General features: G+C 58.2%; 19 protein-coding genes. 2 read left to right on the plus strand and 17 right to left on the minus strand.

What is annotated here, in order from left to right; translation table 11 throughout:
* Positions 1-29 precede the first annotated feature (29 nt).
* From FEM03_RS18910 to FEM03_RS18965, 12 genes are all read right to left on the minus strand, one after another.
* Entirely contained in the window at positions 30-869 is an 840-nt protein-coding gene (locus FEM03_RS18910; RefSeq protein ID WP_138087860.1) for a DJ-1/PfpI family protein, read from the minus strand.
* Positions 870-1,631, minus strand: a complete 762-nt coding sequence (locus FEM03_RS18915; RefSeq protein WP_240772844.1) for a type II secretion system protein — start codon at positions 1,629-1,631, stop codon at positions 870-872.
* A 52-nt stretch (positions 1,632-1,683) separates the two neighbouring features.
* The gene (locus FEM03_RS18920) at positions 1,684-2,640 is read right to left on the minus strand and encodes a PEP-CTERM sorting domain-containing protein (protein ID WP_138087862.1); all 957 of its coding nucleotides are present in this window, start codon (positions 2,638-2,640) and stop codon (positions 1,684-1,686) included.
* 55 nt (positions 2,641-2,695) lie between these two features.
* Positions 2,696-3,217, minus strand: coding sequence for a response regulator transcription factor (locus tag FEM03_RS18925; RefSeq protein ID WP_138087863.1), 522 nt, complete (start codon positions 3,215-3,217; stop codon positions 2,696-2,698).
* A gap of 36 nt (positions 3,218-3,253) precedes the next feature.
* Positions 3,254-4,555, minus strand: coding sequence for an ATP-binding protein (locus FEM03_RS18930; RefSeq protein WP_138087864.1), 1,302 nt, complete (start codon positions 4,553-4,555; stop codon positions 3,254-3,256).
* Positions 4,556-4,730: 175 nt separating this feature from the next.
* Positions 4,731-6,908, minus strand: coding sequence for a TonB-dependent receptor family protein (locus FEM03_RS18935; protein ID WP_138087865.1), 2,178 nt, complete (start codon positions 6,906-6,908; stop codon positions 4,731-4,733).
* 38 nt (positions 6,909-6,946) lie between these two features.
* Positions 6,947-7,282 carry a heavy-metal-associated domain-containing protein gene (locus FEM03_RS18940; RefSeq protein WP_138087866.1) on the minus strand — a complete coding sequence of 112 codons (336 nt, stop codon included), beginning with the start codon at positions 7,280-7,282 and terminating at the stop codon, positions 6,947-6,949.
* Positions 7,283-7,368: 86 nt separating this feature from the next.
* Positions 7,369-8,067 (minus strand): SCO family protein, encoded by a 699-nt coding sequence (locus tag FEM03_RS18945; RefSeq protein ID WP_138087867.1) that lies wholly within the window; start codon positions 8,065-8,067, stop codon positions 7,369-7,371.
* A gap of 9 nt (positions 8,068-8,076) precedes the next feature.
* Positions 8,077-8,556 carry a c-type cytochrome gene (locus FEM03_RS18950; RefSeq protein ID WP_166442997.1) on the minus strand — a complete coding sequence of 160 codons (480 nt, stop codon included), beginning with the start codon at positions 8,554-8,556 and terminating at the stop codon, positions 8,077-8,079.
* A 172-nt stretch (positions 8,557-8,728) separates the two neighbouring features.
* Complete coding sequence (locus tag FEM03_RS18955; RefSeq protein WP_138087869.1) at positions 8,729-9,145, minus strand: hypothetical protein; 417 nt, start codon at positions 9,143-9,145, stop codon at positions 8,729-8,731.
* 26 nt (positions 9,146-9,171) lie between these two features.
* Positions 9,172-9,540 (minus strand): hypothetical protein, encoded by a 369-nt coding sequence (locus FEM03_RS18960; RefSeq protein ID WP_138087870.1) that lies wholly within the window; start codon positions 9,538-9,540, stop codon positions 9,172-9,174.
* A 179-nt stretch (positions 9,541-9,719) separates the two neighbouring features.
* Entirely contained in the window at positions 9,720-10,124 is a 405-nt protein-coding gene (locus tag FEM03_RS18965) for a hypothetical protein (RefSeq protein WP_138087871.1), read from the minus strand.
* A gap of 201 nt (positions 10,125-10,325) precedes the next feature.
* Between FEM03_RS18965 and FEM03_RS18970 the strand changes: the two genes are divergently transcribed.
* Positions 10,326-15,854 carry a lamin tail domain-containing protein gene (locus tag FEM03_RS18970; RefSeq protein WP_166442998.1) on the plus strand — a complete coding sequence of 1,843 codons (5,529 nt, stop codon included), beginning with the start codon at positions 10,326-10,328 and terminating at the stop codon, positions 15,852-15,854.
* Positions 15,855-15,860: 6 nt separating this feature from the next.
* Here FEM03_RS18970 and FEM03_RS18975 read toward each other — a convergent pair whose 3' ends face one another.
* From FEM03_RS18975 to FEM03_RS18985, 3 genes are all read right to left on the minus strand, one after another.
* On the minus strand, positions 15,861-17,009 hold the full coding sequence (locus tag FEM03_RS18975; RefSeq protein WP_138087873.1) for a hypothetical protein: 1,149 nt from the start codon (positions 17,007-17,009) through the stop codon (positions 15,861-15,863).
* A 22-nt stretch (positions 17,010-17,031) separates the two neighbouring features.
* Positions 17,032-17,976 (minus strand): alpha/beta hydrolase, encoded by a 945-nt coding sequence (locus FEM03_RS18980; RefSeq protein WP_138087874.1) that lies wholly within the window; start codon positions 17,974-17,976, stop codon positions 17,032-17,034.
* 76 nt (positions 17,977-18,052) lie between these two features.
* A complete protein-coding gene (locus FEM03_RS18985; protein WP_138087875.1) occupies positions 18,053-18,787 on the minus strand; it encodes a hypothetical protein in 735 nt (244 codons plus the stop codon).
* 175 nt (positions 18,788-18,962) lie between these two features.
* Between FEM03_RS18985 and FEM03_RS18990 the strand changes: the two genes are divergently transcribed.
* Entirely contained in the window at positions 18,963-20,549 is a 1,587-nt protein-coding gene (locus tag FEM03_RS18990) for a hypothetical protein (RefSeq protein ID WP_138087876.1), read from the plus strand.
* A 6-nt stretch (positions 20,550-20,555) separates the two neighbouring features.
* On the opposite strand, the gene metF is transcribed toward FEM03_RS18990, so the two are convergent.
* Both metF and metE read right to left on the minus strand, forming a co-directional pair.
* A complete protein-coding gene (gene metF, locus FEM03_RS18995; protein ID WP_138087877.1) occupies positions 20,556-21,494 on the minus strand; it encodes a methylenetetrahydrofolate reductase [NAD(P)H] in 939 nt (312 codons plus the stop codon).
* A 156-nt stretch (positions 21,495-21,650) separates the two neighbouring features.
* Positions 21,651-23,990, minus strand: coding sequence for a 5-methyltetrahydropteroyltriglutamate--homocysteine S-methyltransferase (metE, locus tag FEM03_RS19000; RefSeq protein ID WP_138087878.1), 2,340 nt, complete (start codon positions 23,988-23,990; stop codon positions 21,651-21,653).
* Between the last annotated feature and the right edge of the window lie 161 nt (positions 23,991-24,151).

Consider the following 24,151-nt stretch of genomic DNA (forward strand, 5'->3'; position numbering starts at 1 on the left):
GCTGAAAATGTGGCAAGATGTCGCAGGATTTACCGTTTTTCGATGATGGTGCGAATTTTGTCACCCAGTTGCGTGACGAAAGGTTTGTGCATTTCGTTGAGCATCATCACGAATCGCTGGTCGGCGCTGGCAGGGTTTCCGCCACCTGGGAAGGGTGGCTGGGGGTCGTATTGGCCGAGGAGCTGGACGCCCTTGGCATAACCGTCCCCACGGTATCGGCGAACGAGTTCAAGGGAGAGGTCGAGGCCTGCGGTGACGCCGGCAGCGGTGGCACGGTTGCGGTCGAACACGACGCGTTTCTGGCTGGGTTTGGCTCCAAAGATGGGGAGCAGTTCAAGGGTCTGCCAATGGCTGGTGGCTTCGTAGCCATGGAGGAGGCCGGCGGCACCGAGCAGCAGTGAACCCGTGCAGACGCTTGCGGTCAGGTCGGCTGTCTGCCCGGCTTTGCGGATGAAAGCAAGGGTTTCTGCATCATCGAGAATTTGCACGACGCCCTGAGTGCCGCCGGGGACGAGGAACAGGCTTGGTTTTTCCGGGAGTTGATCGAAGCTGAGATGGGGGGTGACCATGAATCCTGATTCGGTGATCACCGGGTCGGTGGTTTTGGCGATGAATTTTACGGTGGCTCCGATCATGCAGGAGAGGGCGTATTCGGGACCGATGGCGTCCATGGCGGTGAAGCCTGGGTAGAGAAGGATGAAGATGGTTTCACTGCCTGCGCGCAACAGGTCGGCTTCTGAAAACGGCGTGGAATTGGTTGGAGGCACGGCGGGGGTGTTTTGTGAAAGGAGCGGCAAGGTCATGGTGCCTGCCGCCGCCGTAACGGCGCGGAAGAAGTGTCTTCGGGAAGTCGTGTTGGGAGAGTTCACTTAATAGTAATAGTTCCCCATGAAGTGTTCGATTTGCAGATTCTCCTTGCTGGATAGGTTTAGCTGCTGTCGCGGCAACCATTCGACTGAGCCATCTGACCAAGCCCGGTTCATGCCCTCAATCTCTCGTTCTTCAAAGCGAAAGTCGGGATGGCGGACGCCGCGTTGGCTATGGAAACATTCGAAGCGTCGTTCGCCTGCGCCGCGGAATTCGGAGAGGATATCACACCAGAGGACGCCACGCCGCAGGTTGTTTCTGGGGGCGGTGTGTTTGGGATTGGTCAGTTTGGCCATCCCGCTGAGGATCAACTGCGATTCTTCCAGCCCACCGAGATACATGTAACCCGTGTAAACCCCTCCACCAGCGGTCATTCCTTCGGCATATCCTGATTCCCTGGCGGCGGGGCAGTTATACCAATCAGGCTGTTGTGCACGTCTGGGCCAGGTGCTGACTTTGCCTTCAGGAACCGGCATGTTGATATACTCGCCCATGGCTTGGAGCCGCGCGGCGCTGATGGTGCTGGGAATGAGACCTTCCACTGCGGGGAAGATGCCGTGATCTCCGTAGTAGAGTATGTCGGCCGCTGCCAGGCTCTTGATGTTGGCAATGCATTTGGTGCGCAGCGCCTGGTGCTTGATCCGGGCATAACCTGCAGTCGCCAAAAAGGAAAGCACGGCAATGATAGCCATGGCCACAAGCAATTCCACGAGGGTGAAAGCCCGGGGAGTGCATGGGGAGAACCGGGCAGCTGACCGTGGCATGGTGCCTCTCGTTATTTTGGTGGAGCGGTCCAAGAAGCTGAAAAGGAAAGGGTCAAAAGAACTTTCTTCTGCGCCACACGACGGCTACCAAGGCTGACATGATCAGCAGTGCACGTGAGGGCTCAGGCACCGCCGACGTCGTGGCTGTCATGCTGAAAGTGCCGAATTTGGTGCCAATGGTTGATGTCTGGTCGAGAAGGAACAGGCCTTCACCGACAAGAAGATCACCGGCAATGGAGAGTATTCCGTTGTTATAAGTGATGTTGGGATTCCCCAACGTTGCAAATTCTGCGTGCAAGAAGTCGATGTTCGAAGTGAGAACCAGTTGAGTCCCGTTGTATCGAAGTCCGAAATCACCATAGAGCAATACACCGGTGAACGGACCGCCCCAGCGTTGCATTCCGGTGAAGGCGATTTGCTCGCCCAAAGTGGTATTTCCTGTGAAACCAAAGGCGTTGTTAGAAACTGACCAACTTCCGAGAATGTTGGCGGGATCGATGTCAAGAGTGGTGGCCAAACGGGTGCGGCTGCTTCCAACCATCCCAGGAGTGGTTCCGCCTGCGTTGTTGAGCGGCACTTCTCCGAAAGGGCGGATTGAGTCCGTCACGATGACTCGGCCAGGAGTATTGCCACCGCCGGGCGTGGTCGATGTTCCCAAAGTGCCCGATTGTCCAGAGACACGGTTGTAAGGTGCATCACCCGCAGTCGATCCGGAGAGTATTTGCGCACGAGTTTTGGAGCCGCCGAAATTGGAGTCCAGCCAGCCGAGAGCGTCGGAAAATCCTTCATCTACGGTCCAAGTCGCGGTTCCGCCAGCAATCGTCGCGGCTGGCAAAGTTGCAAATGACGTGACGCCAAGGGCGGCGAGTCCTGCTATGGCGGTTTTAAAGGGCTTGTGCATGTCGAGAGGGATAAGCGATTCTTCACCTGCTCGATGCGGGCGTGATGCGCAATGCTTTGCATGGGGGTGCGACAACTTGCCGCACCCGGGAAGGGGAGGTATCACCATGCATTGGGCAACGGGGGCCGTGCCGCTTCATTCGGTCAATCGACGATGGCGGCTCTCAGCGGATTGGGGCGTAGCGGTTGAGTTTGCGTTGCAGGGAACGGCGGTGGATGCCGAGCACTTCGGCGGCTTGACTGATGTTGCCGTGGCAGTCGGAGAGAACACGTTGGATGTGTTCCCATTCGACTTTGTCGAGGGTGGGAGCGGAGTCGGGGGGTGGGGTGTCGATGGGTTGGCCTTCGATGGCGGCGGCGATATGGTCGGCGTTGACGGGTTTGGCGAGGTAGTCGGAGGCTCCGAGGCGGATGGCTTCGAGGGCGGAGGGGATGCTGCCGTAACCGGTGAGGACGATGAGGCGGGCGGTGGGGAGATGTTGGTGAATGGACTGGACGGTTTCGATCCCGCTGATGCCGGGCATGCGCAGGTCGATGACGGCGGCGTCGATGGGGTTGGTTTGCAGGTGCTGGAGGGCGGTCGCGCCGTCGGGGACTTGATGGCAGTGGTAACCGCGCCGTTGCAGGGCGAGGGCGAGTTGTTCGCGGAAGACGAGGTCGTCGTCAACGAGGAGGATCCGCTTCATGATGAATGGGGCAAGGTGAGGGGTTGAAGGGGTTATTCAACTGGCTGTGGTGTGGTGTTTTGTCGCATGGTTGGGGAGGGTGAGGGTGAAGGTTTCTCCGCCGCCGGGGGCTGGGGTGAAGTGGAGGCTGCCGCCGAGTTGATGGGCGAGGAGTTTGACGAGGTGGAGGCCGAGACCCATGCCCTGTCCGGGGGGTTTGGTGGTGAGGAAGGGTTCGCCGAGGTGGCGGCGGATGGCGGCGGGGATGCCGTGGCCGTGGTCGCGCACGGTGAAGTGGATGTGGTGGGCGTCGAGCTGGGCGTTGATGTCGACGGGTTGATGATGGGTGGAGGACTGGAGGGCGTTGCGGATGAGGTTGCCGAGGGCTTCGCGGATGGCCTGGAGGGGAAGGTGAATGGGGTGGGGATGGTGCCAGTGGAAGAAGCAGCGGGTTTGGTCTTCAGGGTTGAGGTGTTCGAGGAGTTGGGTTTGGAGTTCGGTGAGGTGGAAGTTTTGGGTGGGGATGGGGGTGAGTTCGGGACGGAGCCGGGAGAGGATTTGCTGGCAGCGTTCGACCTGGCTGTTGATGGTGCGGGCCATTTGCGTGAGGTCGTGGTCGGCTTCGTCGTTCTGGAGTTCGAGTTCCATTTCGCGGCTGACGACGGCGATGGTGGAGAGGGGGGTGCCGAGTTCGTGGGCGGCTCCGGCGGCGAGGGTGGCGATGCTGTGGTGACGGCGTTCTTCGGCGAGGTGTTCCTGGGTTTGGCGCCGGGTGCGCATTTCGCGGCGCAGCTGGCCGCGCAGGCGTTGGACGAGGTGGATGAGGGTGCTGCTGATGAGGAAGAAGGCAACGATGCGTCCAACCAGGAGGTGATCGGCGCTGAGGGGCTTGCCGTTTAGATGGAGGAGAGGATGATGGTGTTGAATGAGGACGAGCAGGGAGATGAGGCCGACGAGCATGAGCAGCCAGGCGGAGAGTCGGCTGAGGGTGAGGGCGGCAAGGACGGCGTTGAGGAGAAGGAAAAGGGTGAAGGGGTTTTCGGTGCCACCGGTCCAGTAAAGCAGGGCGGCGAGGAGCAGGGTGTCCCAGGCCATGACGTGGGGGACGGCGCTGATGCTGAGCCAGGTGCCTGCGCGGCGGAGGAGGATGAGGAAGAGGTTGGTGAGGGCGGTGGTGCCGATGATGAGCAGCACGGGCAGCCACTGAATGTGGACCTCAAGGGTGAAGCGGGCAGTGAGGATGGTGACGAACTGGCCGAGGACGGCGAGCCAGCGGAGGCGGATCAGGGAGTCGACGGCGAGGGTGTCGAGAACGGGCAGGCCTTGCTCCGGGTTGGTGACTGGGACTGCGGCGGTCACAAAGTTCGGCGTGGTAATTGGGGAAAGAATTTGCGGCGTTCTTGAGGGAACGCCGCAGGGTAAGATTGGCCCTGGCTCAGGTGTGAGAGAGGGGGTGATGGCGCAGACTGGCGGTGTTATCTAGGTGGACGTTCCACTGCCAGTCGTTTTGGTGGCCGCAATTGGGTTGGCCCGATCAAAATTTGTATTCAAAACCGGCGAAGAAGGAGAGGGGCTCGCCGGGGTGGAAGACTTGGGCGGGGCCGAAGGAGGTTCGGGCGTCGGCGATGGGTTCTGCGGAGGAAGCGTAGTTTTCATCCGTGAGGTTGCGGGCTTCGGCGAAGATCGTCCAGCCTTTGGGGCTGCGGTAGCCGAGTCGGAATCCGAGGATGGCATAGCCGTCGGCATAGAGGCTGTTGGCATAGTCGGCGGGGAGTTTGGAAACCCACTGGAAGTTGGGTCCCATGTAGATGCCGTTGCTGAGTTCGAGGAGAAGTTCGGCGCGGTAGAAGAATTCCGGGGCTCCTGCGAGCTGGTTGTCGCCATAGGATTCGCTGTTGTCGAAACGGAAGTCGTTCCAGTTGAAGATTTGTTTCAAGGTTAGCTGGCTTGCTTCATGGGCTTGAACGGGCATCACGGCTTTGGCTGACTTCGCGCTGGTGGCGATGGCCATGGCGGGAGGGCTGCTTTGCCAGAGGACGGTGTCCAATCCGAACTCGATGCCTTGATGATGGGTGTCGGGTCCGTTGATGGTGCCGAGGGGGTTGCCGGCGGAGTCGTTGAGGGTGAGCAGTTCGTTTTTGAGCCAGGAGTAGTAGTAGGCGATCTCCCACTTGAAACGTCCGGATTCGCCGCGGGTGCCGACTTCGATGGTAGTGGCGGTTTGTTCGGAAATTTCACGGGTGAGCACGTCTCCGGCGGGTCCGCCGAGACCGACGATTTCAACGGTGGTGGGGGGCTCGAAGCTGCGGCTGACATTGGCGAAAAGCTGGGTCCGCTGACTCAGTTCATAGAGGGCACCAAGTTTTGGACTGAAGCCGGTGTAGCTTTGATCGCGAGATTGGTCGCCGTTGGGATCGGTGAGGAAGTTATCGTCGAAGTTACGCACGGCATAAGTGAAAGAGGAGCCGAGGATGAGGGAGAATTGGTCGGTGAGGTAGTGTTGGTCTTCGATGTAGAAATCGTAGTTGATGGCGGTGGTGTCGCCGTCGCCGACTCTTGCGCCGCGTTTGCCGAAGTCGTTGATGAGACGTTCATCGTGGAGAAAGGTGGCGGCCGGAGCGAAGCCCATGGTGAGGCGGTTTTTGCGGCCGAAGAGGTCGGCTTCATTGAGATAGCGAAGTTCGCCGCCGAAGCTGTTGTAGGTGCCGTATCGGACGCCGAGGCCGTTGAGGAAAAAGGGGTTCCAGAACAGCGGGTGGTCGAGCAGGAAGTAGGTGTAGTAAAGGCTGGTCTCGAGGCGTTGTTCGCTGTCGATCTGGAAAGTGGTTTTGTTGGCGATGCGGAACCAGTCGACGTCGCGGCGTTGGTCGAACGCGATGGCGTCGGCGGAGGCGGCGCGTGGGTTGGTTCTGATTTGGTCAGCGGTGAGGTTGCCGGGAAGGGCCGAACGGCTTTCAACATAAGTGAGGAAGAAGCGGGTTTCGATGTCGTCGCTGATGCGATAGCCGAAGTTGCCGAAGAAACGGCGGTTGCGGAGTTCGGAGTGTTCCTGGAAGCCGTCTCGATTGAGGAAGGAGGTGCTGATGTAATAATCGAAGGGACCGCTGACGCCGCCGGAACTGATCTGGCCGTTGAGGTAACCGTAGCTGCCACCTTCGAGTCGAATTCGGAAAGGGTCGGCGGAGTAGCCGGTGGGGCTGACGAAGTTGATGGCACCGCCGAGGGTGGTGGAGCCGTAACGCAGGGCGTTGGAGCCGCGGAAGACTTCAACGTAGTCGAGCGAGAGCGGATCGATGGATTGGAAGTCACCGAAGCCGTCGGCGAGGGTGACGGGCACGCCGTCTTGCAGGAGTTTGATGCCGCGCAGGTGGAAGCCGAGGTCAAGTCCGCTGCCACGAATGGAGAGTTTCACTTCATCGCCATCGCTGCCGCGGGCGGGGGAGTAGACGCCGGGGATGCTGCTGAAGATGTCTTCGAAAGAGGAGGAGCGTCCGAGCCGGTAGGTTTCCGCATCGACGACGGAAGTGTTGCCAGGAGTGCGGGCGAGTTCGGTTCTGGCGGCGCTGGAGGAAGGGACGGTGAGGGAGGGGTTGTCTTGTGTCGCGTTGACGGTGACTTCGGGCAGCGTGGTGGTGGCAGGGAGTGAGGATTGTTGGGCGCTCAGCGGAGTGAGGCCGATGAGAATGGCGGATAACAGGAGTCGATGTTTCATGTGGATGTTTGGCGGTGTGTTTAGCTTGGGTTGAATGATTAGGAGGGGGAGTTTGAAAGGCTGAGGATGTGATAGCTGTCGGCGTCTTTACCGAGGGCTTTGATGGCGGTGTCTTTGGTGATAGGTTTGGAGGTGGGGGTGGCTTCGATGTGGAGATTTTGGATGCCTTGCTCCTCGCCTTTGGTGATGGTGACCTTGGTGACGCCATCGAGTTTGCTGAGGGCGGCCTTGACTTTGCTGGCGCAGGCGTGGCAGAAGAGACCGCTGATTTTGCCTTGGTAAGTGGTGGTGTTGGTTGGGTCGGCGGCCGGAAGTGGCAGAATGGTGGAAAGTGAGATGGTGATGATGAGAGTGAGTTGGAGGATGGATTTCATGGAGTGGTGGAGTGATGGAGTTGGGTTCTTGGTTCTTGGTTCTTGGTGCTTAGTTCTTAGTTGGGTAAGGAGCGATGGAGTGGGGGTCAGAGTTTTGGATTTTTGAGGAGGCGTTGGGTGTCTTGCTGGAGGCGCTCGCACATGAGGCTGGCGATCTCGGGTTGGGGGTGGAAGATGGAGTAGTAACCACGGACGTAACCTTCGCGGTCGACGAGCACGACGCGGAGGTCGTGGGCGTAGATGTCGAGGGGATGGAGGCGTTCTTCTTCGGGGATGGGCGAGGCGGGTTCGAGTCGCAGGCCCTCGGTCATGTATTGCCAGAGAGGTTCGCGTTTTCCGGTGAGGAACCACCAGGGATCGGCGGGTTTGAGGCCGATGCCTTCGGCGTAGGCGGCCATCGTGGCGGCGGTGTCATGCTCGGGGACGACGGAGATGGAGACTTGATGGAAGTCGTCCCGTTGACCGAACTGCTTTTGGAGTTTGAGCATCTCGCCAATGACGGCGGCGCAGCCGTGGGGGCAGATGGTGTAGATATAGGCGAAGATGCGAACCTTGCCATTCAGGCTGGCGATGTTGACAGGGCCGCCTGATCGCTCGGTGGCTTCGAGGTTGGGGGGGATCTGATGGTAGCGCAGCAGGGGACGTGCGGACGCGCTTTTGCTGCGCATCAGTTTGGTCGATGCCATGGAAGCAGCAATGACGAGGGCGCAGATGCCGCCGATGATGAACCAGAAGCGCCAGGGGTTGAAAGGGGCGGCAACTGGTGGTGGTTGGGATGCTTGCATGGAGTGGAATTACTCGACGGGGATTTTGAGGAGTTCGGCTTCAAGCCACATGCCCGTGCGGGCTTTTTCAGCGGCACGAATGGCGGCGACTTCGGCGGGGGTGACGGCGGGGGCGGTGTTGCCGGAGGCGGTGCGGGTGTAGGGGGGGATGTTGGCGATTTGTTCGTCGCTGAGGGTGCCTTGTCCGGGCATCACGGGGGGGGGGGGGGGGAAGGGGTTGCCGTTGATGTTGATGAGTCCGGTCATGCCGTGAAGCACAATGCGGATGAGGCGGTCGGGTTTGGCGGCAGTGACCCAGTCGGAGTTGGCGAGGGGCGGGGACATGCCGGGGAGGGCCATGCCGGGGGGGTGGTGACAGGCGGAACAGACGGGCATGTAGGGTTGCTGGCCTGCTTGTTTTTGTGCTTCGAGCGCGGTGTCCTGGGCGGGGGTGGTGGTGGTGAAGGCGAGGACGGCGATGAGGGGAAGGATGGATTTTGAAATGGTCATGATGGGTGATTGAGTCGAAGAAAGTTTTGATGGAATGACACGCAGGGTTGCACGCATGATGGGCGCGAGGCCGGCGTCGGCTGACTAAGTTGGTTGGCGGCACGCTGCGTTTTTTCTTGGCAGGCGACGAGCTGGTTGATCTCGCTGGATCAGTGATCAGTGTGTTGAAAAATCAACAGGCGCTGGGTCGTGGCGGCGGTGTGGGCGGGCGGCTGTGCCATTGGGTGGCAAGCAGGTGGATGAGCGCGGGATGTGGCTGGGCCTGAAAGTTGGTCGCTCGTGGATGGAAAGACGGGAGATTGCGGCGTTCACTGATCCATTTCGGAGCGGTGGAATCGAGCTTGCGGGAGTTGGAATTAGGGGTCGGCGCGGATGACTGGGGATCGCTTTTCTGGCTTGCAGCGATTTGCCGGCACATGGGGCACGGTTGGGTGCCGTTGAAGGTGTTGGCGATGCCTTCGATGAGGCCCTGTTCGGCGGTGTAGTCGGGCAGCATGGTGGCCCAGGCGACCATCTGCAACGCGCTCCAGTGCAGCCCGATGGTGATCATCAGGGCGGCAGCGATGGAGGCGCGTGCGATGGTTTGCATGAAGGGATGGCGGACTGAAAGATGGCTTATTCGCCTTTGTGCACGTTGTGACAGGCTTTGCAATTGCCGGCGAGTTGGAGCTCGGATTTGGCGTTGGGTTTTTTGTCAACGACGCCTTGAGCAGCGTTGATGAGTCGGGTGGTTTTTTCGGTCCAGCTTGCGTCGTCGCCTTGGGGCGGTTGGTTGGCGGGGAGGGATTTGAAGTAGGCGAGCAGTTCGGCGGCGTCAGCGTCGGTGCCTTGTCCAGTGGAGACTTTTTTGTGAAGACTGGTGGAGCCTTTCATGGCGGACTCCATGACGTCGCTGATGCTTTGTTTGTTGTTGTCGATTTCTGCGGCGTGGACGGTGATGAGAGCAAGGGTGAGGGAGGCTATGGCAAGGATGGATGTTTTCATGGGTGATGGATAACTAAACAGGGTGTAGGTGGTGGTGATAATCACGATAGAGTCAGCATGGGAAATGCGGACGGGGGACCGCCAACGATTGAATGGTGTAGGGGACAACCCAGTAAGGTTGAACAGTCCATGCGGGTGTGGCGCACGGTGTTTCCGTTGAGTTAGACGGATGCGGATGCTTAAGCCTCGCTGCGTCGTGGCGGCGGGGTCGGTGGAGAAAGCTGCCACTGGCTTGTCAGTGAATGGCGAAGCGCAATGGTCTGTTCCGGTGGAGCGGCTTTCCAGGAGACCGTAGGAAGGTCTCGGCAGGAGGGTAGGGCGAGCCAGTGAGGATGGATTTCGACTGGGGTCGTTGACGCCGGTTGCTGCTCCGACTCAGCCGTTTGGCTCTGCTGAATCTTAAGACACATCGGGCAGGGATGCTTGCCATCGAATGTGTCTTTGACGGCGTCCACCATGCTTTGGTTTTGCGAGTAGGTGTGCAGCATGTTGCCCCATGCGATCACTTGCATGACGCCCCAATGTCCGCCGACCAAATGAATGGCAGCGATCAGACAAAGGATGGTTTGAATGGGGCGTCTCACCGAGGGTGAGATGAGACACGATCCATTTGTGGTGTCAAGCGGGATTCGGAATACGGCAGAATAGAATCGCCCTCTCAGGTATTAGTTGCGAGGGAAAGTTTTTTTGCGTCCATGTGACAATTCCGTTGCCTGGCGAGAATAGGTTCCGCTATAACGATGTTAATGAAATCCCGGGTTGCTGCTTTTTTCTCTCTCATTCTATTGGCGCTTTTAAACGCGAGCGCAGAGGGGCAGGTGGTGATCAATGAGGTGATGGCGAGGGGGTCCGACCGGTTGTTGAAATGGTCGCCGACGGGGGTGCCGAAGCTGGGGTTTGGGAAGGCGTGGAATGACCCGACGTTTAATGATGCATCCTGGCAGACGGGGGTGGGGCCGTTTGGGTTTGGGTCGTTTACGAATGTATCACCGGCACCGGTGGTCGGGACGAACATGGCGACGCAGATGCAGAATCTGACGCCGACGATGTATCTGAGGAAGTCTTTCGCGGCATCGGCGGGGCAGGCGACCAGTGCTGCGGCGTTGTCTTTGGAGGTGCAGTTTAATGATGGGTTTGTGTGTTACATCAACGGTGTTGAGGTGGCACGGCGGAATGCGGGGCCGGTGAATGATTTTAAGTATCGGGATTCGTTTGCGGCGTCAGGAACTCCGGCAAATACGCAGAGCCATTTAACACCGTATCTGCGGACGGAGGTGCTGACGTTGCCGGTGGCGAGTTCGGTGTTGGTGACGGGGGACAATGTGATTGCGGTGCATGCGTTGAATTTTTGGGAGAACACGTCGGTTCACAACCAGTCGACGAATGCGCTGACTTCGATCAACAACAGCAACAATTTTTATTTTAAGGGGGATTTGAAGTTGTCGGGGGCGACATTGGTGGCGAACAACACGGCATGGAAATATTTTCCGGGAGTGGTGGAACCTTCGGGCGGGTTGTTTGATCCGACCTTGATGTTTCAGGCAAGGCAGAGTGTGCCGTGGGGAAGACCGTCTTTTGATGATGGGTTGTGGTCGACGGGATCGTCGCCGTTTGGTGCGGGGTCGCCTCCGGGCGGGGTGACATTGGGGACGAATTTAACGGGTCAGGTGACGGGCATGGTGACTTCGTTGTATGCGCGGGTGGTGTTTACGGCGACGGCGGCGGATGTGGCGGACCCGGCGGCATTGCAGTTGTTGATGGATTGGGATGACGGATTTGTCGCGTATCTGAACGGGGTGGAGGTGGCGCGGGACCGGCTGGAGCAGGCGAATGCATTTACGCCGCACAACGCGGTGGCATCGAGTGCGAGGTCACCGGGGAGTTATGCGACTTACAACCTGGATCCGCCGGGGAAGTTATTGATTGAGGGGCAGAACGTGCTGGCGGTGCAGGTGCATAACGTGAGTTTGGCGGACGGGGATTTGTTCATGAGGGCGCAGTTGCGGACGAATCCTGCGGGGACCAATCGGATGATGGTTCCGGCGGTTTCGACGTGGAATTATTTTTTGGGAGAGAGTGAGCCGGTGACGGCGGAGGATGAGAACATTGAGGACAATCCGGAGCCGCCGGAGGCTTCACCGGATTGGGTGGAGTTGCACAACAGCGGGGCGGTGGAGGTATCGCTGGCGGGGTGGGGATTGAGTGATGATGAGGATGAGCCGCACAAGTGGTCGTTTCCAGCGGGGGCGACCATTCCAGCCGGTGGGTATCTGGTGGTGATGTGCGATGATCTCGACATCACGGAACCGGCAGCGGGGGGATTTTATCATGCGAACTTCAAGTTGAGTGCGGATGGGGAGACGCTGGTGCTGAGCAATGCGGGAGGGGCGGCGATGAGCACGGTGACCTTTGGGGCCCAGACGGCGGCGGAGAGTTATGGTCGAAATGGAGTCGGATCGCTGGTGTTTTTTCCTGAGCCAACACCGGGGGCGGTGAACGGTGGGACGACATTGAGTGGTCGCGTGGCGGAGCCGACGTTTTCAGAGCCGGGAGGGTTCTATTTGAGCGGTCGGACGATCACGATGAGCTGTGCGACGCCGGGGGCGGTGATCCGATATACTTTGGATGGTTCGGAGCCGACGGAGACGAACGGCGTGGTGGGGAGTTCGGTTTTGATTACGGCTTCGAGCGGGGTGAGGGCAAGGGCATTTGTAAGTGGAATGATTGCTTCAAAGGTGGCGACGAGGAGTTACTTGATCAATGAACCGGTGGGGCGTCAAAGTGTCCCGGCGTTGTGTTTGGTGGGGGATCAGCAGAGGTCGCTTTACCGGCCGTTTGGGGTGATGGCGATTTCGGGTGGAGCGCAGACAAACTTTGTGGGACCCGCACCGACGGGAAACAATGGAATGTGGACGCAGACGGGGGCGACGCCGGGAACGGCGGTGGACTTGAATGCGTATAACAACGTGGTGCATCGGGGGCGGTTTACGGAGAAGCCGGTGAACATGGAGATTTTGCGGGCGGATGGGACGCCGGGACCGAACATTGAGTTTGGGTTGCGGGTGTCGGGGAGCAATCATGCGCGGCCGCGGTATCGGCTGGCGAATCAGAACCGGGCACCGGGGGCGTCACCTGCGCCGAATGACGGGGCCTGGCATCAGACGGATTTTACGCAGAAGCCGTCGTTCAACTTTTTCTTCCGCAATGATTTTGGGGGTGATCCGCTGGAGTGGCCGTTGTTTCCGGATTATCCGGTGAATGCGTTTCATGATGTGCGGGTGCGGGCGGGGAAGAATGATCCGAGCAATCCGTTCATTGAGGATGAATACATGCGGCGTTTGTTCATCAGCACGGGGCAGGTGGGGAGCCGGGGGATGATCAACACCTTGTATGTGAACGGCGTTTACAAGGGGTATTACAATTTGTGTGAGCATGTGAGAGAGGACTTTTTGCAGCGGCATCATGGTGGGGAAAATGCATGGGATGTGCGGCAGGTGACGGTGATCTCGAGTGGGGACGGACTGGCTTTTCAGGAGTTGATCACGTATTTGCGGAACAACTCGCAGGCGACGCTCGCGAATTATGAGGGCATGGCGACGAGGTTGGACATGGTCAATTTCGTGGATTATTTGCTGACCAACCTGGTGGGGGTGACGGGGGACTGGCCGCATAACAATTATATTTGTGCGCGGGAGCGGACGGTGAACGGAAAACACCGGTATTACCTGTGGGATGCGGAGGGGGCGTTTGGGGATTTTAGCGGCAACGTGCGGACGAACATGTTCGTGGCGGGCACGACGGGGGCGATTGTAACCACAAATCCAAGTGGGGCTGGGTTGGGGGAGGGGATTCGGATTTTGTATACTTTGTTGAGGCAGAGTCCGGAGTTTCGGCTGTTGTTTGCGGATCGAATTGAGAAGCATTTTTTTAATGGCGGGGCGTTTACGGGAGCCCGGGTGTTGGCGGGCTGGAATGCGATGAAGGCGGGGTTTGCGCCGTTGATAGCGCCGACGGCGGTGAATGACAAGGTGACGCCATGGTTCAATGGGGTGGGCAATGTGACGCGGTATTCGAGTGGTGGAGCAAATACGCCGAGCCGACGGCGGGTGTTGTTTGATGGATACACGGATGAGGTGGCCGGGGTGGAGGTGCCGGCGCATTTTGTGGCGGAGGGGTTGTGGCCGGCAACGAAGGCTCCGGTGTTTGGTCAGCACGGCGGAGTGGTGGCCCCGGGTTTCCAGTTGGAAATGACGAATCTGAACGCGGGTGGAACGATCCACTTTACGACCGATGGCAGTGATCCGCGTCTGGCGGGTGGAGGAATCGCGGGGGCGGTTTACGGCGGGGCACTGACGTTGACGTATCCGGGGACGATCAAGGCCCGGGTGCGATTGGACAACGGGGAGTGGAGCCCGCTGCAGGAGGCGTATTTTGACACAGGTTTGGCGGAACCGCTGATCTTCACGGAGTTGATGTATCATCCAGCTGACAACGGGTTGGTCGATGGGGATGAGTATGAATTTTTGGAGATCAAGAATGTGGGGACGCAGACGGTGTCGTTGGGTGGGATGACGTTTAGTTCGGGAATTGAATACACGTTTCCGGAGGGGGCGACATTGGCGGCGGGGTCGCATCTGGTGATTGCGAAGAGCATCAGCCGGATGGCAGAGCGGTATCCGGGGGTGACGGTGTTTGATGAGTGGGGGGCGTCGGGAACTTCGCTTTCGAACAGTGGGGAGATGGTGACGTTGATCAATGCCTTGGACCGGGTGGTGTTTTCGGTGACCTATACTGACAAGGCACCGTGGCCGACTTCGGCGGATGGGGGTGGACCGTCATTGGTGCCAGTGAGTCCAAACACGGTGCCTGAGCCGGACAACTCGATTTATTGGCGTGTCAGCTCAAGCACGCATGGAAGTCCGGGGATGGATGATCCTGCGCCGCCGGCTTTGCCGGTTTGGGTGAATGAGGTGATGTCGAATCCAGGGGTGTTTGACATGGATTGGGTGGAACTTTTTAATCCGAATGCGGTGGCGGTGGACATCAGTCACTGGTGGTTGAGCGACAGCAATGGCACGCCGAAGAAGTATCAAATTGCGGATGGGACCATTATTCCTCCGGGGGGATATCTGGTGTTTGATGAAGAGGATTTTGCGACCGGGTTGGTGCCGTTTTCGATCAGCAGCAACGGGGAGCGGGCGCGAATTGCCAGTGCGGATGCAGCGGGAAATCTGACGGGCTATTCGGACAGTCATGCGTTCGAGGCGAGTGAGCTTGGCGTGACGTTTGGGCGGTTCATCAACTCGCAGGGCAGTGTGTTTTTCCTGGCGCAGAAGACGGCCACTCCTGGGGCGATTAATTCTGGGGCGAGGGTGGGTCCGGTGGTGATGAGTGAGGTGCATTACCGACCACTTTCAGGTGGTGATGAGTTCGTGGAGTTACGCAACATCAGCAAACAGCCGGTGGCGTTGTATGACACGGCCAATCCGTTGAATACGTGGCAGTTTGACGGGATCAACTATGGGTTTCCGGCGAATACGGTGATCGCTCCCGGGGAGTTGATCTTGGTGGTGCCAATTGCGCCAGCGAATTATCGAACGAAGTATGGAGTGCCAGCGGCCACGCGAATATTTGGACCGTTCACGGGGGGCTTGAGCAACAGCGGGGAGTTGGTTGCGCTGGAGAAGCCGGGGGTGCCATTTCTAAATGATGAGGCGGTGACGGAGGTGCCATGGATCAGGGTCGATCAGGTGACGTTTGGAGTGTCATCTCCATGGCCGACGGCAGCCAACGGAACTGGGCCTTCGCTGGAAAAACTGGATTTGGCGATGGTGGGTGAAGAGCCATTGAACTGGCGGGCATCGCCGGTGAATGGGGGGAGTTTGGGAATCCCGGCGAGCATGACGCTGGTGCAATGGCAGGCGTTGTATTTCACTCCGGCGCAGGTGGCGAATGCGTTGATTGGTGGTGCAAATGCCGATCCTGATGGAGATGGATTGACGAATTTTCAGGAGTGGGCGCATGGGTTTGATCCACTGACCCGAGATGCGAATCCGGTGACGTTTGATGTGAAGAGTGACAACGGAGAGGACTATTTGTGTGTCGAGGTGGTGCGCAGTCGGTCGGCGGTGGGAGTGAGTTGGTTTGGGGATACGTCGGTGGATCTGTTGGATTGGAATTTGGGAGCGGGCGTGCAATTGGGGAGTCCTGAAGTGCATGCCGATGGCACGGAGTCGGTGACTTTCCGTCATACGATTCCGATGAGTTCGACGGAACCGAGAGGATTTTTAAGAGCCCGCGTGGTGGGGCCTTGATGGGATCTACGGTTTACTGGAATCGATGATGGGCAGGAGCTGGCCCTTTTCTTGGAAGGTCTGCCAGTCGGCGGCATAGGCGGGGTTGACCAGCCATGAGGCGGTGGACTTGTCGGCTGGGAAGGTTGCAAAGGGGGCGATGGGGAGGGTTTGATATCCGCCTTTTTTGCTGTCCCAGTTTTGGCCGAGATGTCCGGATGTTTCGGGGAGAGGGACAAGCTTTACGGGAGTAGCGGTGGGATTGGCATCGGAGGGGACTCGGGCGTTGAAGGTGTGGCGCAGGAAGGAGAAGACGAGCGGCCAGGTTTTGGGACCGGGACCGTGGCCGGTATCGGGTTCGACAACGGAGTTCCAGAGGGCGCGGTGTTTCTTGCGCATGACTTCGACCACGGCGAGGTTTTCTTCTCTGGAGGGTCGGGCGAGAAAGGAATCGTTTTCGCCAAAGATGACCAGGCCGGGGACTTGGGCGGCATCGGGTTGGTAGACTTGAAAGGTGATGCCGGGCCGCATGGACACCCAGGCCCAGACGCGTGAACTTTCGGTGGTGGGAAAGATGGCGGAGAAGCCGGTGCCGTTGGAATGGCCATAAAGAAACAAAGGCGCGTTACCAACTTCGGGGTGATCAAGTTTATGACCCATGGTGGTGAGTCGTTCATAGAGCAGGCTTTTGGGCCAGAAGCCTCGTTGCATGGGGTTGCCGACGAATTTGAAAAGGGCGAGGTTGAGTTCGCGGGCGATGCGGCGGAGTTCTTCGTGTTGGTAGAGGGTTTCGCCGCTGCCGTGGCCGGAGATGGCGACGACGCCTTTGATGGTTTCGGTTTCCTGGGGAATCCACAGGTCGAATTTGACGTCTTCGTGTTTGCCCTCGCCGTGTTTTTGAACGGCTTCGTGCCATTGTTGATCGGTGAGTTTCCAATCCCAGTTGCGGGTCACCAGTTGATCGGGGGCGGGCGTTCCCCATTTGGCTTCATCGAGCACGCCGTCCCAGGTTTTGGAACCTTTGGCATGCGTGTTGGCTTTGACCCAGCCAATGCTGTGGCATTCGGGGAGTGGCAAGTTTTCGGAAATTTCCAGATCCGCTGCGGCGTGCGTGGTTGTGCTGCTGAGGAGGAAAATTGCAAGGACCGAGGTGAGGTTGGCGCGAAGGTGAGACATGTGGGGCGGAGCGTGTCGGTCATCAATTTTTGCGCCACAGCCAGCGCATGGTGTCGGGGAAGATGCTGGCACCGTGTTTGCCGTTGTGGGTGCCGGTGCCGGTGACGAATTTATAGTCCCATTCGGCAAATTTTAGGGCGGCGGCCATGTCTTGATTGGCGATCCACCAACTGCCGAACTGGTTGTCGACATCATTTTCGCCATCCTGAAGGAAGACTCGAATGGATCGGCGCAGGTTGAGGAGTTCTTTTTTCTCGGGGGTGTCGTAGGTTTTGCTGGCGTATTTGAGGGCGGTCTGGCGGATGGCGGGAGGGTAGATGTAGCCGCCGCGAATGTTGGTGAAGCTGCCGATGTGGGAGACGACTTTTTGAAAGGCGTCGGGACGTTCCCAGGCGACGGTGAAGGCGCAGATGCCGCCGCTGCTGTTGCCAACGATGGAGCGCCGGGTGGGGTCGGTGGTCAGGTTGTAGGATTTGGCGACTTCGGGAAGGATTTCTTCGAGAAGGAATCTAGAATAGGTGGCGTCGGGGGTGTCGTATTCGAAGCTGCGATTTTTGCGGGGTTCTTTTTTCGGGTCTTCGTTGGGAAAGATGCCGGGGCTGATGAAGATGCCGATGGTGACGGGCATTTCTTTGCGGTGGATGAGGTTGTCGAACACCCAGACGGCGTTGTTGGGGCCGCCGAATTTGGGGTCTTCGGGTTTGGCTTTGCCACCGTCCTGAAACACCATGATGGCAGTGGGCTGGTTCGCGTCGTATTGGGCGGGGATGTAAAGCCACCAGTCGCGTGTGGTGCCTTCAAAAATTTTGGATTTCCAGGGTTCCATCGCGATGATTTTGCCGTGGGGCACGCCTTCCTGTGGGAGCGAGTCGGGACCGAGGGTGTATTGATCATCCTTGGGAGCAGCGTGGAGAGTAACGGTCGCCAGAACGGCGAGGAGGGGGGCAAGGGCGCAATGGATCATCATGATAGGAGAACTACTCAACGCGGTTTTGGCGGGAGTTCGTTCAGGCTATTGATGTCGATGTCTTGATGACGATGATCTACTGGCTGGCGCTGGCGGCCCGGTTGGGCGGGGTTTTCTTTTCTCCACGGACCGCTTTGGTGATGCCGCGGGTGGTGTATTCATGGACGATTTTGCCGTTGTGAAGGAGGGTCACTGCGGCACCCTTGACTCCATCGTCTTCGGAACTTTTGCGTCCATCCTGCCAAACGTAGCCAGCGGCGAGTTGGACGATTTCAAGCTGGACGGGGTCGGCGTCGATGGAGAGAATCTCGTTGGTTTTGATAAGTGGGATCTGTTTTTTTCCGAACTTGTGCTCAATGACGCGGTTTTTGCCGTCGTCGTCGTAACAATGGAGTTGGTATTGGACTTCAAGATTCTCGATGGCCTGACCGGAACGGTTCTGGATTTTGAAGGTGCAGACCCAGGTTTCTTTGCTGCGGAAAACGGGATTGTTGCCGCCGCTGCGGGGGCGCTCGCGCGGACCTGAGGTGCGTGACTTCGCGTAATCGACATTAAAATTGTAGCGGATGTCGACCGGGTTGGCTTTTCGCCAGGCAGCGATATGGGCACGGTCGGCTTCGCTGAGGCGGACAAGAGGAACGACGGGGGTGGAACCGTTTTCAAGTTTTAAGGTGACCATGTCCGGCGTAGCGGTAACGATTTCAGCGGTGAGAGAGCGACCATCCGTGCTGGTGAAAGTGCGAACTTGGGCGGAAAGCTGGCTGGCGATGGCAACGGTGACAAGGGTGAGAGTGAGTCCGAAAAGTTTCATCGTGGTGTGGTTGGAATTGGAGAACAACTTCATCACATTTACTTATATAAGGGAAGTGATTAATCGTGTAGCGACATGCCGACGATAATCGTTACACCTAAACGGGGGTGGGTGCGGGAAACTTTCCTGATAGTTCGATCTTGTGCAGCGCCCGTGGGCTCCTTAGACTGAATTGATGAAATATCTCCCGGCGTTTTTGATTTTAGTGCTCTTGTCCTCTGCACGAGCCGAGCCCGCGAAGTTGTTGGAATCTCTGAAGTTGCAATTGGCGAGTGAACTTAAGGAAGGAAAGGAGAAAAAACAGGGGGACGATATACGCTTGGACCGTGCGGATTCGATATTGGCACAGCTGTCTGCTGAGCAGCTGGGGATGGAGGAGCGGCAGTCGGAGGTGTTGCAGAGTCTGGAGGAAGTCCAGCGGCTCGTTGGCCCCACCAAAACGGGGGCAATTTGTCGTGAGTTGATCAAGGAGATGAAGGAGCTGAGAACCAAGCGAATGCAGCTGTTGAAGGAGAAGCTCGATTCAACCATTCGCACATCATTGGTGAGTGGATTGGATGCGACTAAGGCAGCCGATCTGGACGGTCCAATTTTTGAAATCTTAAAGTCGGAGAAAGAAATTGCCTACAGTTCGCAACGCATGGGCGATGAACGGGTGCTCTTCAACAGGGATGCGCTGCAGGCGGTGCGACAAATTCTCACATCCATTCAAGACGGATTCCTGGCGGTTGAGGGATCCGCGAAAAGGGTTTCGAGAGACAATCACCCTGCCAGGCAGATTTTATCCAACAGCAGTTCTGCGGTGAGTCAACTGACCGAATTCATGCCCCGATCGGAGCTGTTGACCAAGTTACAAGAGGTGGCGGAGCGCATCTATCCAGCGTTGCAGAGCAGGTCACTTTCACAAAGTGAGGTTGAAAAGCAGATAGGTGATATTGCAGACGGGGTGAACCAGTTGGAGGATCTCGATGGTGCCATTGAAAATATTGACGAACTTATCCGTCAGCAACGTGAGCTGGGGGGATATTACGGAGATACAGGATTGAGTTCACAGTTGCGGAATTACCGACGGAACTACGAAGATTTCCAGGCGGGGATCGGTGTTTCGATCAGCTTTTCAAGTCATGAGTCATCCTCAGGCATGCAGGGCCTGACACGGGTGCGTGACCTGCTGGCCAAATTTGCTCTGGGCCGTTTGCTGCGTGCTCCTGCGGACATGGTGATTGGTGAGGATGAAAGTTCCGAGCAGTTCTTGCATAGGGTTTTGGAAAAAGCCCGCAGCACTTCGGACTGGACCCTGATGAGTCGGGTGATTGACGTGGCGGTTACGATGCGCATCCAGTCGGTGGCGACCACCAGCGACAGCAGTGCGATGAAGCAGTTTCTTGGTGCCAACAATCTGGAAAGAGCGGGGCAGTATCAGGGGGCGGTGGCGGGCTATCTACAAGTGCTGCGGAGTGGGTCGCAGCTGGTGTCGGCTGAAGTAATAGGAAAAATGCTGGATGACATCAAGAAAAATCATCCCCAGGCCTACGAGGCAGGGACTCAACAGGCGGTGACGGTGAGTCCGAGTGGTGCAGCAAGTTCAAATTATGATCGATTCAGCGGGCGGGCAAGTTATCCGCCGGGATTTCCCGGACGTGAGCCTCCAGCACCGGAGCCAAGGTTGGTGATACCAGCGGTGCCCAAGGCTGAGGAGGCATCCAAGCCAACTCCTGCACCTAACGCGACCGATGCCAAGCCGGCCAAGGTGTCGGATTAGTCCTGATCAATGATTAGTAGGATATGATCTGTTGAGGTTCGTGTGGGTTGTCGATTTCCAACCTACACGGGAGAGGATTTCGAGGACGGGTTGGGATTGGTTGAGGGTGTAAAAATGGATGCCGGGGACGTTGTGATGGAGGAGATCGAAGGTTTGTTCGGTGGCGTGATGCAGGCCGATTTGTTGGACGGCGGCGGGGTCGTCTTGGACGCGATGGAGGGCTTTGAGGAGTCGGGCGGGGATGCGGGTGCCGCCGGAGAGTTCGGCCATGCGGCGGAGGTTGGCCATGCTGGTGATGGGGAGGATGCCGGGGATGATGGGAATGTGGATGCCGGCGAGGTGGCAGCGCTCGCGGAAGTCGTGGTATTCACGATTGTCGAAGAACAGTTGGGTGCAGATGTAGTCGGCTCCGGCATCGACTTTGGCTTTGAGGTGGTCCATTTCGAGGAGGCGGTTGGGGGTGGCGGGATGGCCTTCGGGAAAGCCGGCGACACCGATGCCAAAACCGCGGGGGTCGGGATGGAACTGGCGTTGGTTGAATTTTTGGATGTGGCGGACGAGGTCGATGCCGAAGGGGAAGTCGTTACAGGTGATGGTCGTGTGACGTGGTGCATCGCCGCGCAGGGCGAGAAGGTTGCTGATGCCTTGGGTGGCGTAGTTTTCGAGGATGGCGTCGATGTCGTGAGATTGTTGGTTGACGCAGGTGAGATGGGGGATGGGCGAGAGTGGCGTTTGGGTTTTGAGGTGGGTGACGAGTTGTTGGGTGGCGTGTCGGGTGGTGCCGCCTGCGCCGTAGGTGACGGAGACGAAATCGGGAGCGAGAGGGGTGAGTTGCTGGAGGGTGTCCGTGAGGCGGTCGCTGGCTTCGGTGGTGTTGGGTGGAAAGAATTCGAAGGAGATCGTGGGGGTGGTTCGGGTTGGGGTGAGGAGGTCGCGGATGTGCATGGAATTTGGCGGATAGGGGAGGATGAAAAGTAGAAGGCTCGTCGCGAGCCTTTGTGGTGGGATGAAAAGGCCCGAGACGGGCCTTCTACTTTCGAGGGTTTTGGCAGGGTGGAAGAACCCGACCGGGCAGGCTTCAAGCCTGCGACACCCACGGCTTCAAGCCTGTGTCACGGGAATGGATTGGCGCAGGTTTTTGGCGGCTTGGACCATGTGGATGAGGGACGTTTTGACTTCGTCCCAACCTCGGGTTTTAAGGCCGCAATCGGGGTTGACCCAGAGGTTGCGCCTGGGGATGAGGGCTTCGGCTTTGTGCATGAGGTTTTCCATCTCGGCGACGGTGGGGACGCGGGGGGAATGGATGTCATAGACGCCGGGTCCGATCTCGTTGGGGTATTGGAAATCGACGAAGGCGTCGAGGAGTTCCATGTTGGAACGGGAGGTCTCGATGGTGATGACGTCGGCATCGAGACCGGCGATGGCGGCGATGATGTCGTTGAACTCAGAGTAACACATGTGGGTGTGGATCTGGGTGTCGTTTTTGACGCCAGCGGCGCTCAGGCGGAAGGCTTTGACAGCCCAGTCGAGATAGGCCTTCCAGTCGTTGCGTCGCAAGGGGAGACCTTCGCGGATGGCGGGTTCGTCGATCTGGATGGCGGCGATGCCGATGTGTTCGAGGTCGAGGACTTCGTCGCGGATGGCGAGGGCGATTTGATGGGCGGTGGTGGAGCGGGGCTGATCGTTGCGGACGAAGCTCCATTGCAGGATGGTGACGGGTCCGGTGAGCATGCCTTTCATGGGGCGGTCTGTGAGGGTTTGAGCGTAGGAAGACCACTCGGTGGTCATGGGTTTGGGGCGGCTGACATCGCCAAAGATGACGGGGGGTTTGACGTAGCGGGAGCCGTAGCTTTGCACCCAACCGTTGGACGTGAAGGCAAAACCTTCGAGTTGTTCACCGAAGTATTCGACCATGTCGTTGCGTTCGAATTCGCCATGGACGGGCATGTCGATACCGATCTCATCCTGGAAGGCAATGCATCGGGCGGTTTCGGCTTTGAGGAAGTTCTCGTAGTCGGTGTCGCTGAGCTGGCCTTTTTTCCAGCGGGCGCGTGCGGAGCGCACTTCGGCGGTTTGGGGGAAGGAGCCGATGGTGGTGGTGGGGAACTGGGGGAGCTTGAGTTTGGTGTGCTGGAGCTGCTGGCGTTTTGGGAAGGGGGAGGTGCGGTCAAAGTCAGCGGGGGTGACTTCGGCGAGCCGGGTTTTGACGGACGGATTGTGAATGCGGGGACTGGTGCGACGAGTTTGGGTGGCGGCGCGGTTGGCGACAAGTTTTTCGTTGCTGCCACTGCCGGTGAGGAGGTCGCGGAGGTCGACGACTTCTTCGAGTTTCTGGTCGGCAAAGGCGAGCCAGTTTTTGAGTTCGGCATCGAGGTTGGGTTCGTTGTTGAGGGTGACGGGGCTGTGTTGCAAGGAGCAGGAGGGGGCGATCCATAGTCGGTCGGGGCCGACGGTTTTCAGGGCGTCGTGAAGTTGGGAGAGAGACTGTTCGCAGTCGTTTTTCCAGATGTTGCGTCCGTCGACGACACCTAGGGAAAGGATTTTGTCGGTAGGGAAGGAGGTGAGGATATCGGGGAGATCTTCACCGCCGCGCACGAGGTCGAAGTGCAGGGCTTGCACGGGGAGGGCGTGGAAGTGAGGGAGGTTTTCGCGCAGCGGCCCGAAGTAACTGGTCACGAGCAGCTTGGTTTGGCCACGAACGCTGGCAAGGCGTCGGTAGGCGTCCTGAAGATCGTCTAGTTGGGTGGGGGTGAGGTCGAGCGCGAAGATGGGTTCGTCGAGCTGGATCCATTCGGCTCCGGTGGCGGAGAGTCTTTTAATGATTTGTTCGTAGGTGCTGACCAGGCTGTCGAGGAGGTCAAATGGATCGAAACCGGCCTCTTGGGATTTGCCGAGAGTGAGGTAGGTGATGGGTCCGATGAGGACGGGTTTGGCGTTAATACCGAGGGCTTGGGCTTCGGCGAATTCGTCGAAGATTTTGCGGCTGCTGATTTGGAATTGGGTGTTTGGATGGAACTCGGGGACGATGTAGTGGTAGTTGGTGTCGAACCATTTGGTCATCTCACTGGCGAAGGTGGAGACGGAGGCAGTTGGGGTGCATGATTCGCAGGCATGGGTGCTGGCAGGTTGAGTGCCGCGAGCGATGGTGAAAAGGGTGTCGAGTGTGGTGTCGCCGCCGGGCCATTCGAAGCGTGGGGGGATATTGCCAAGCAGGCAGGAGAGGTCGAGGGTTTGGTCGTAGAAAGTGAAGTCGTTGACGGGAATCAGGTCGATGCCGGCTTGCTTTTGTTTGAGCCAATTGGTTTTGCGCAGGTGACGTCCGGTGGCTTCGAGTTCGGCGAGCGAGAGGTTGCCTTTCCAGTAGGCTTCGGTGGCTTTTTTGAGTTCGCGTTGTTCGCCGATGCGTGGATAGCCGAGGTTGTGTGTGTTGATGTTGTGCATGAGGGGGACAACATCGTGGGGCGGGTGGTTTCGGCTAATTCATCTTTGTGTGGTTCTGTATTCGTCGGAAGAATGATAAGGAAGTGTCTTGCGATGTTTTTTGCGTTGATGCAGCCTTGATTTTCTAAAAAGCGTTTGTGCCAAAGGGTTGCGGTCTGCGA

It is taken from the genome of Phragmitibacter flavus, assembly GCF_005780165.1.
GTDB classification, from domain to species: Bacteria; Verrucomicrobiota; Verrucomicrobiia; order Verrucomicrobiales; family Verrucomicrobiaceae; genus Phragmitibacter; species Phragmitibacter flavus.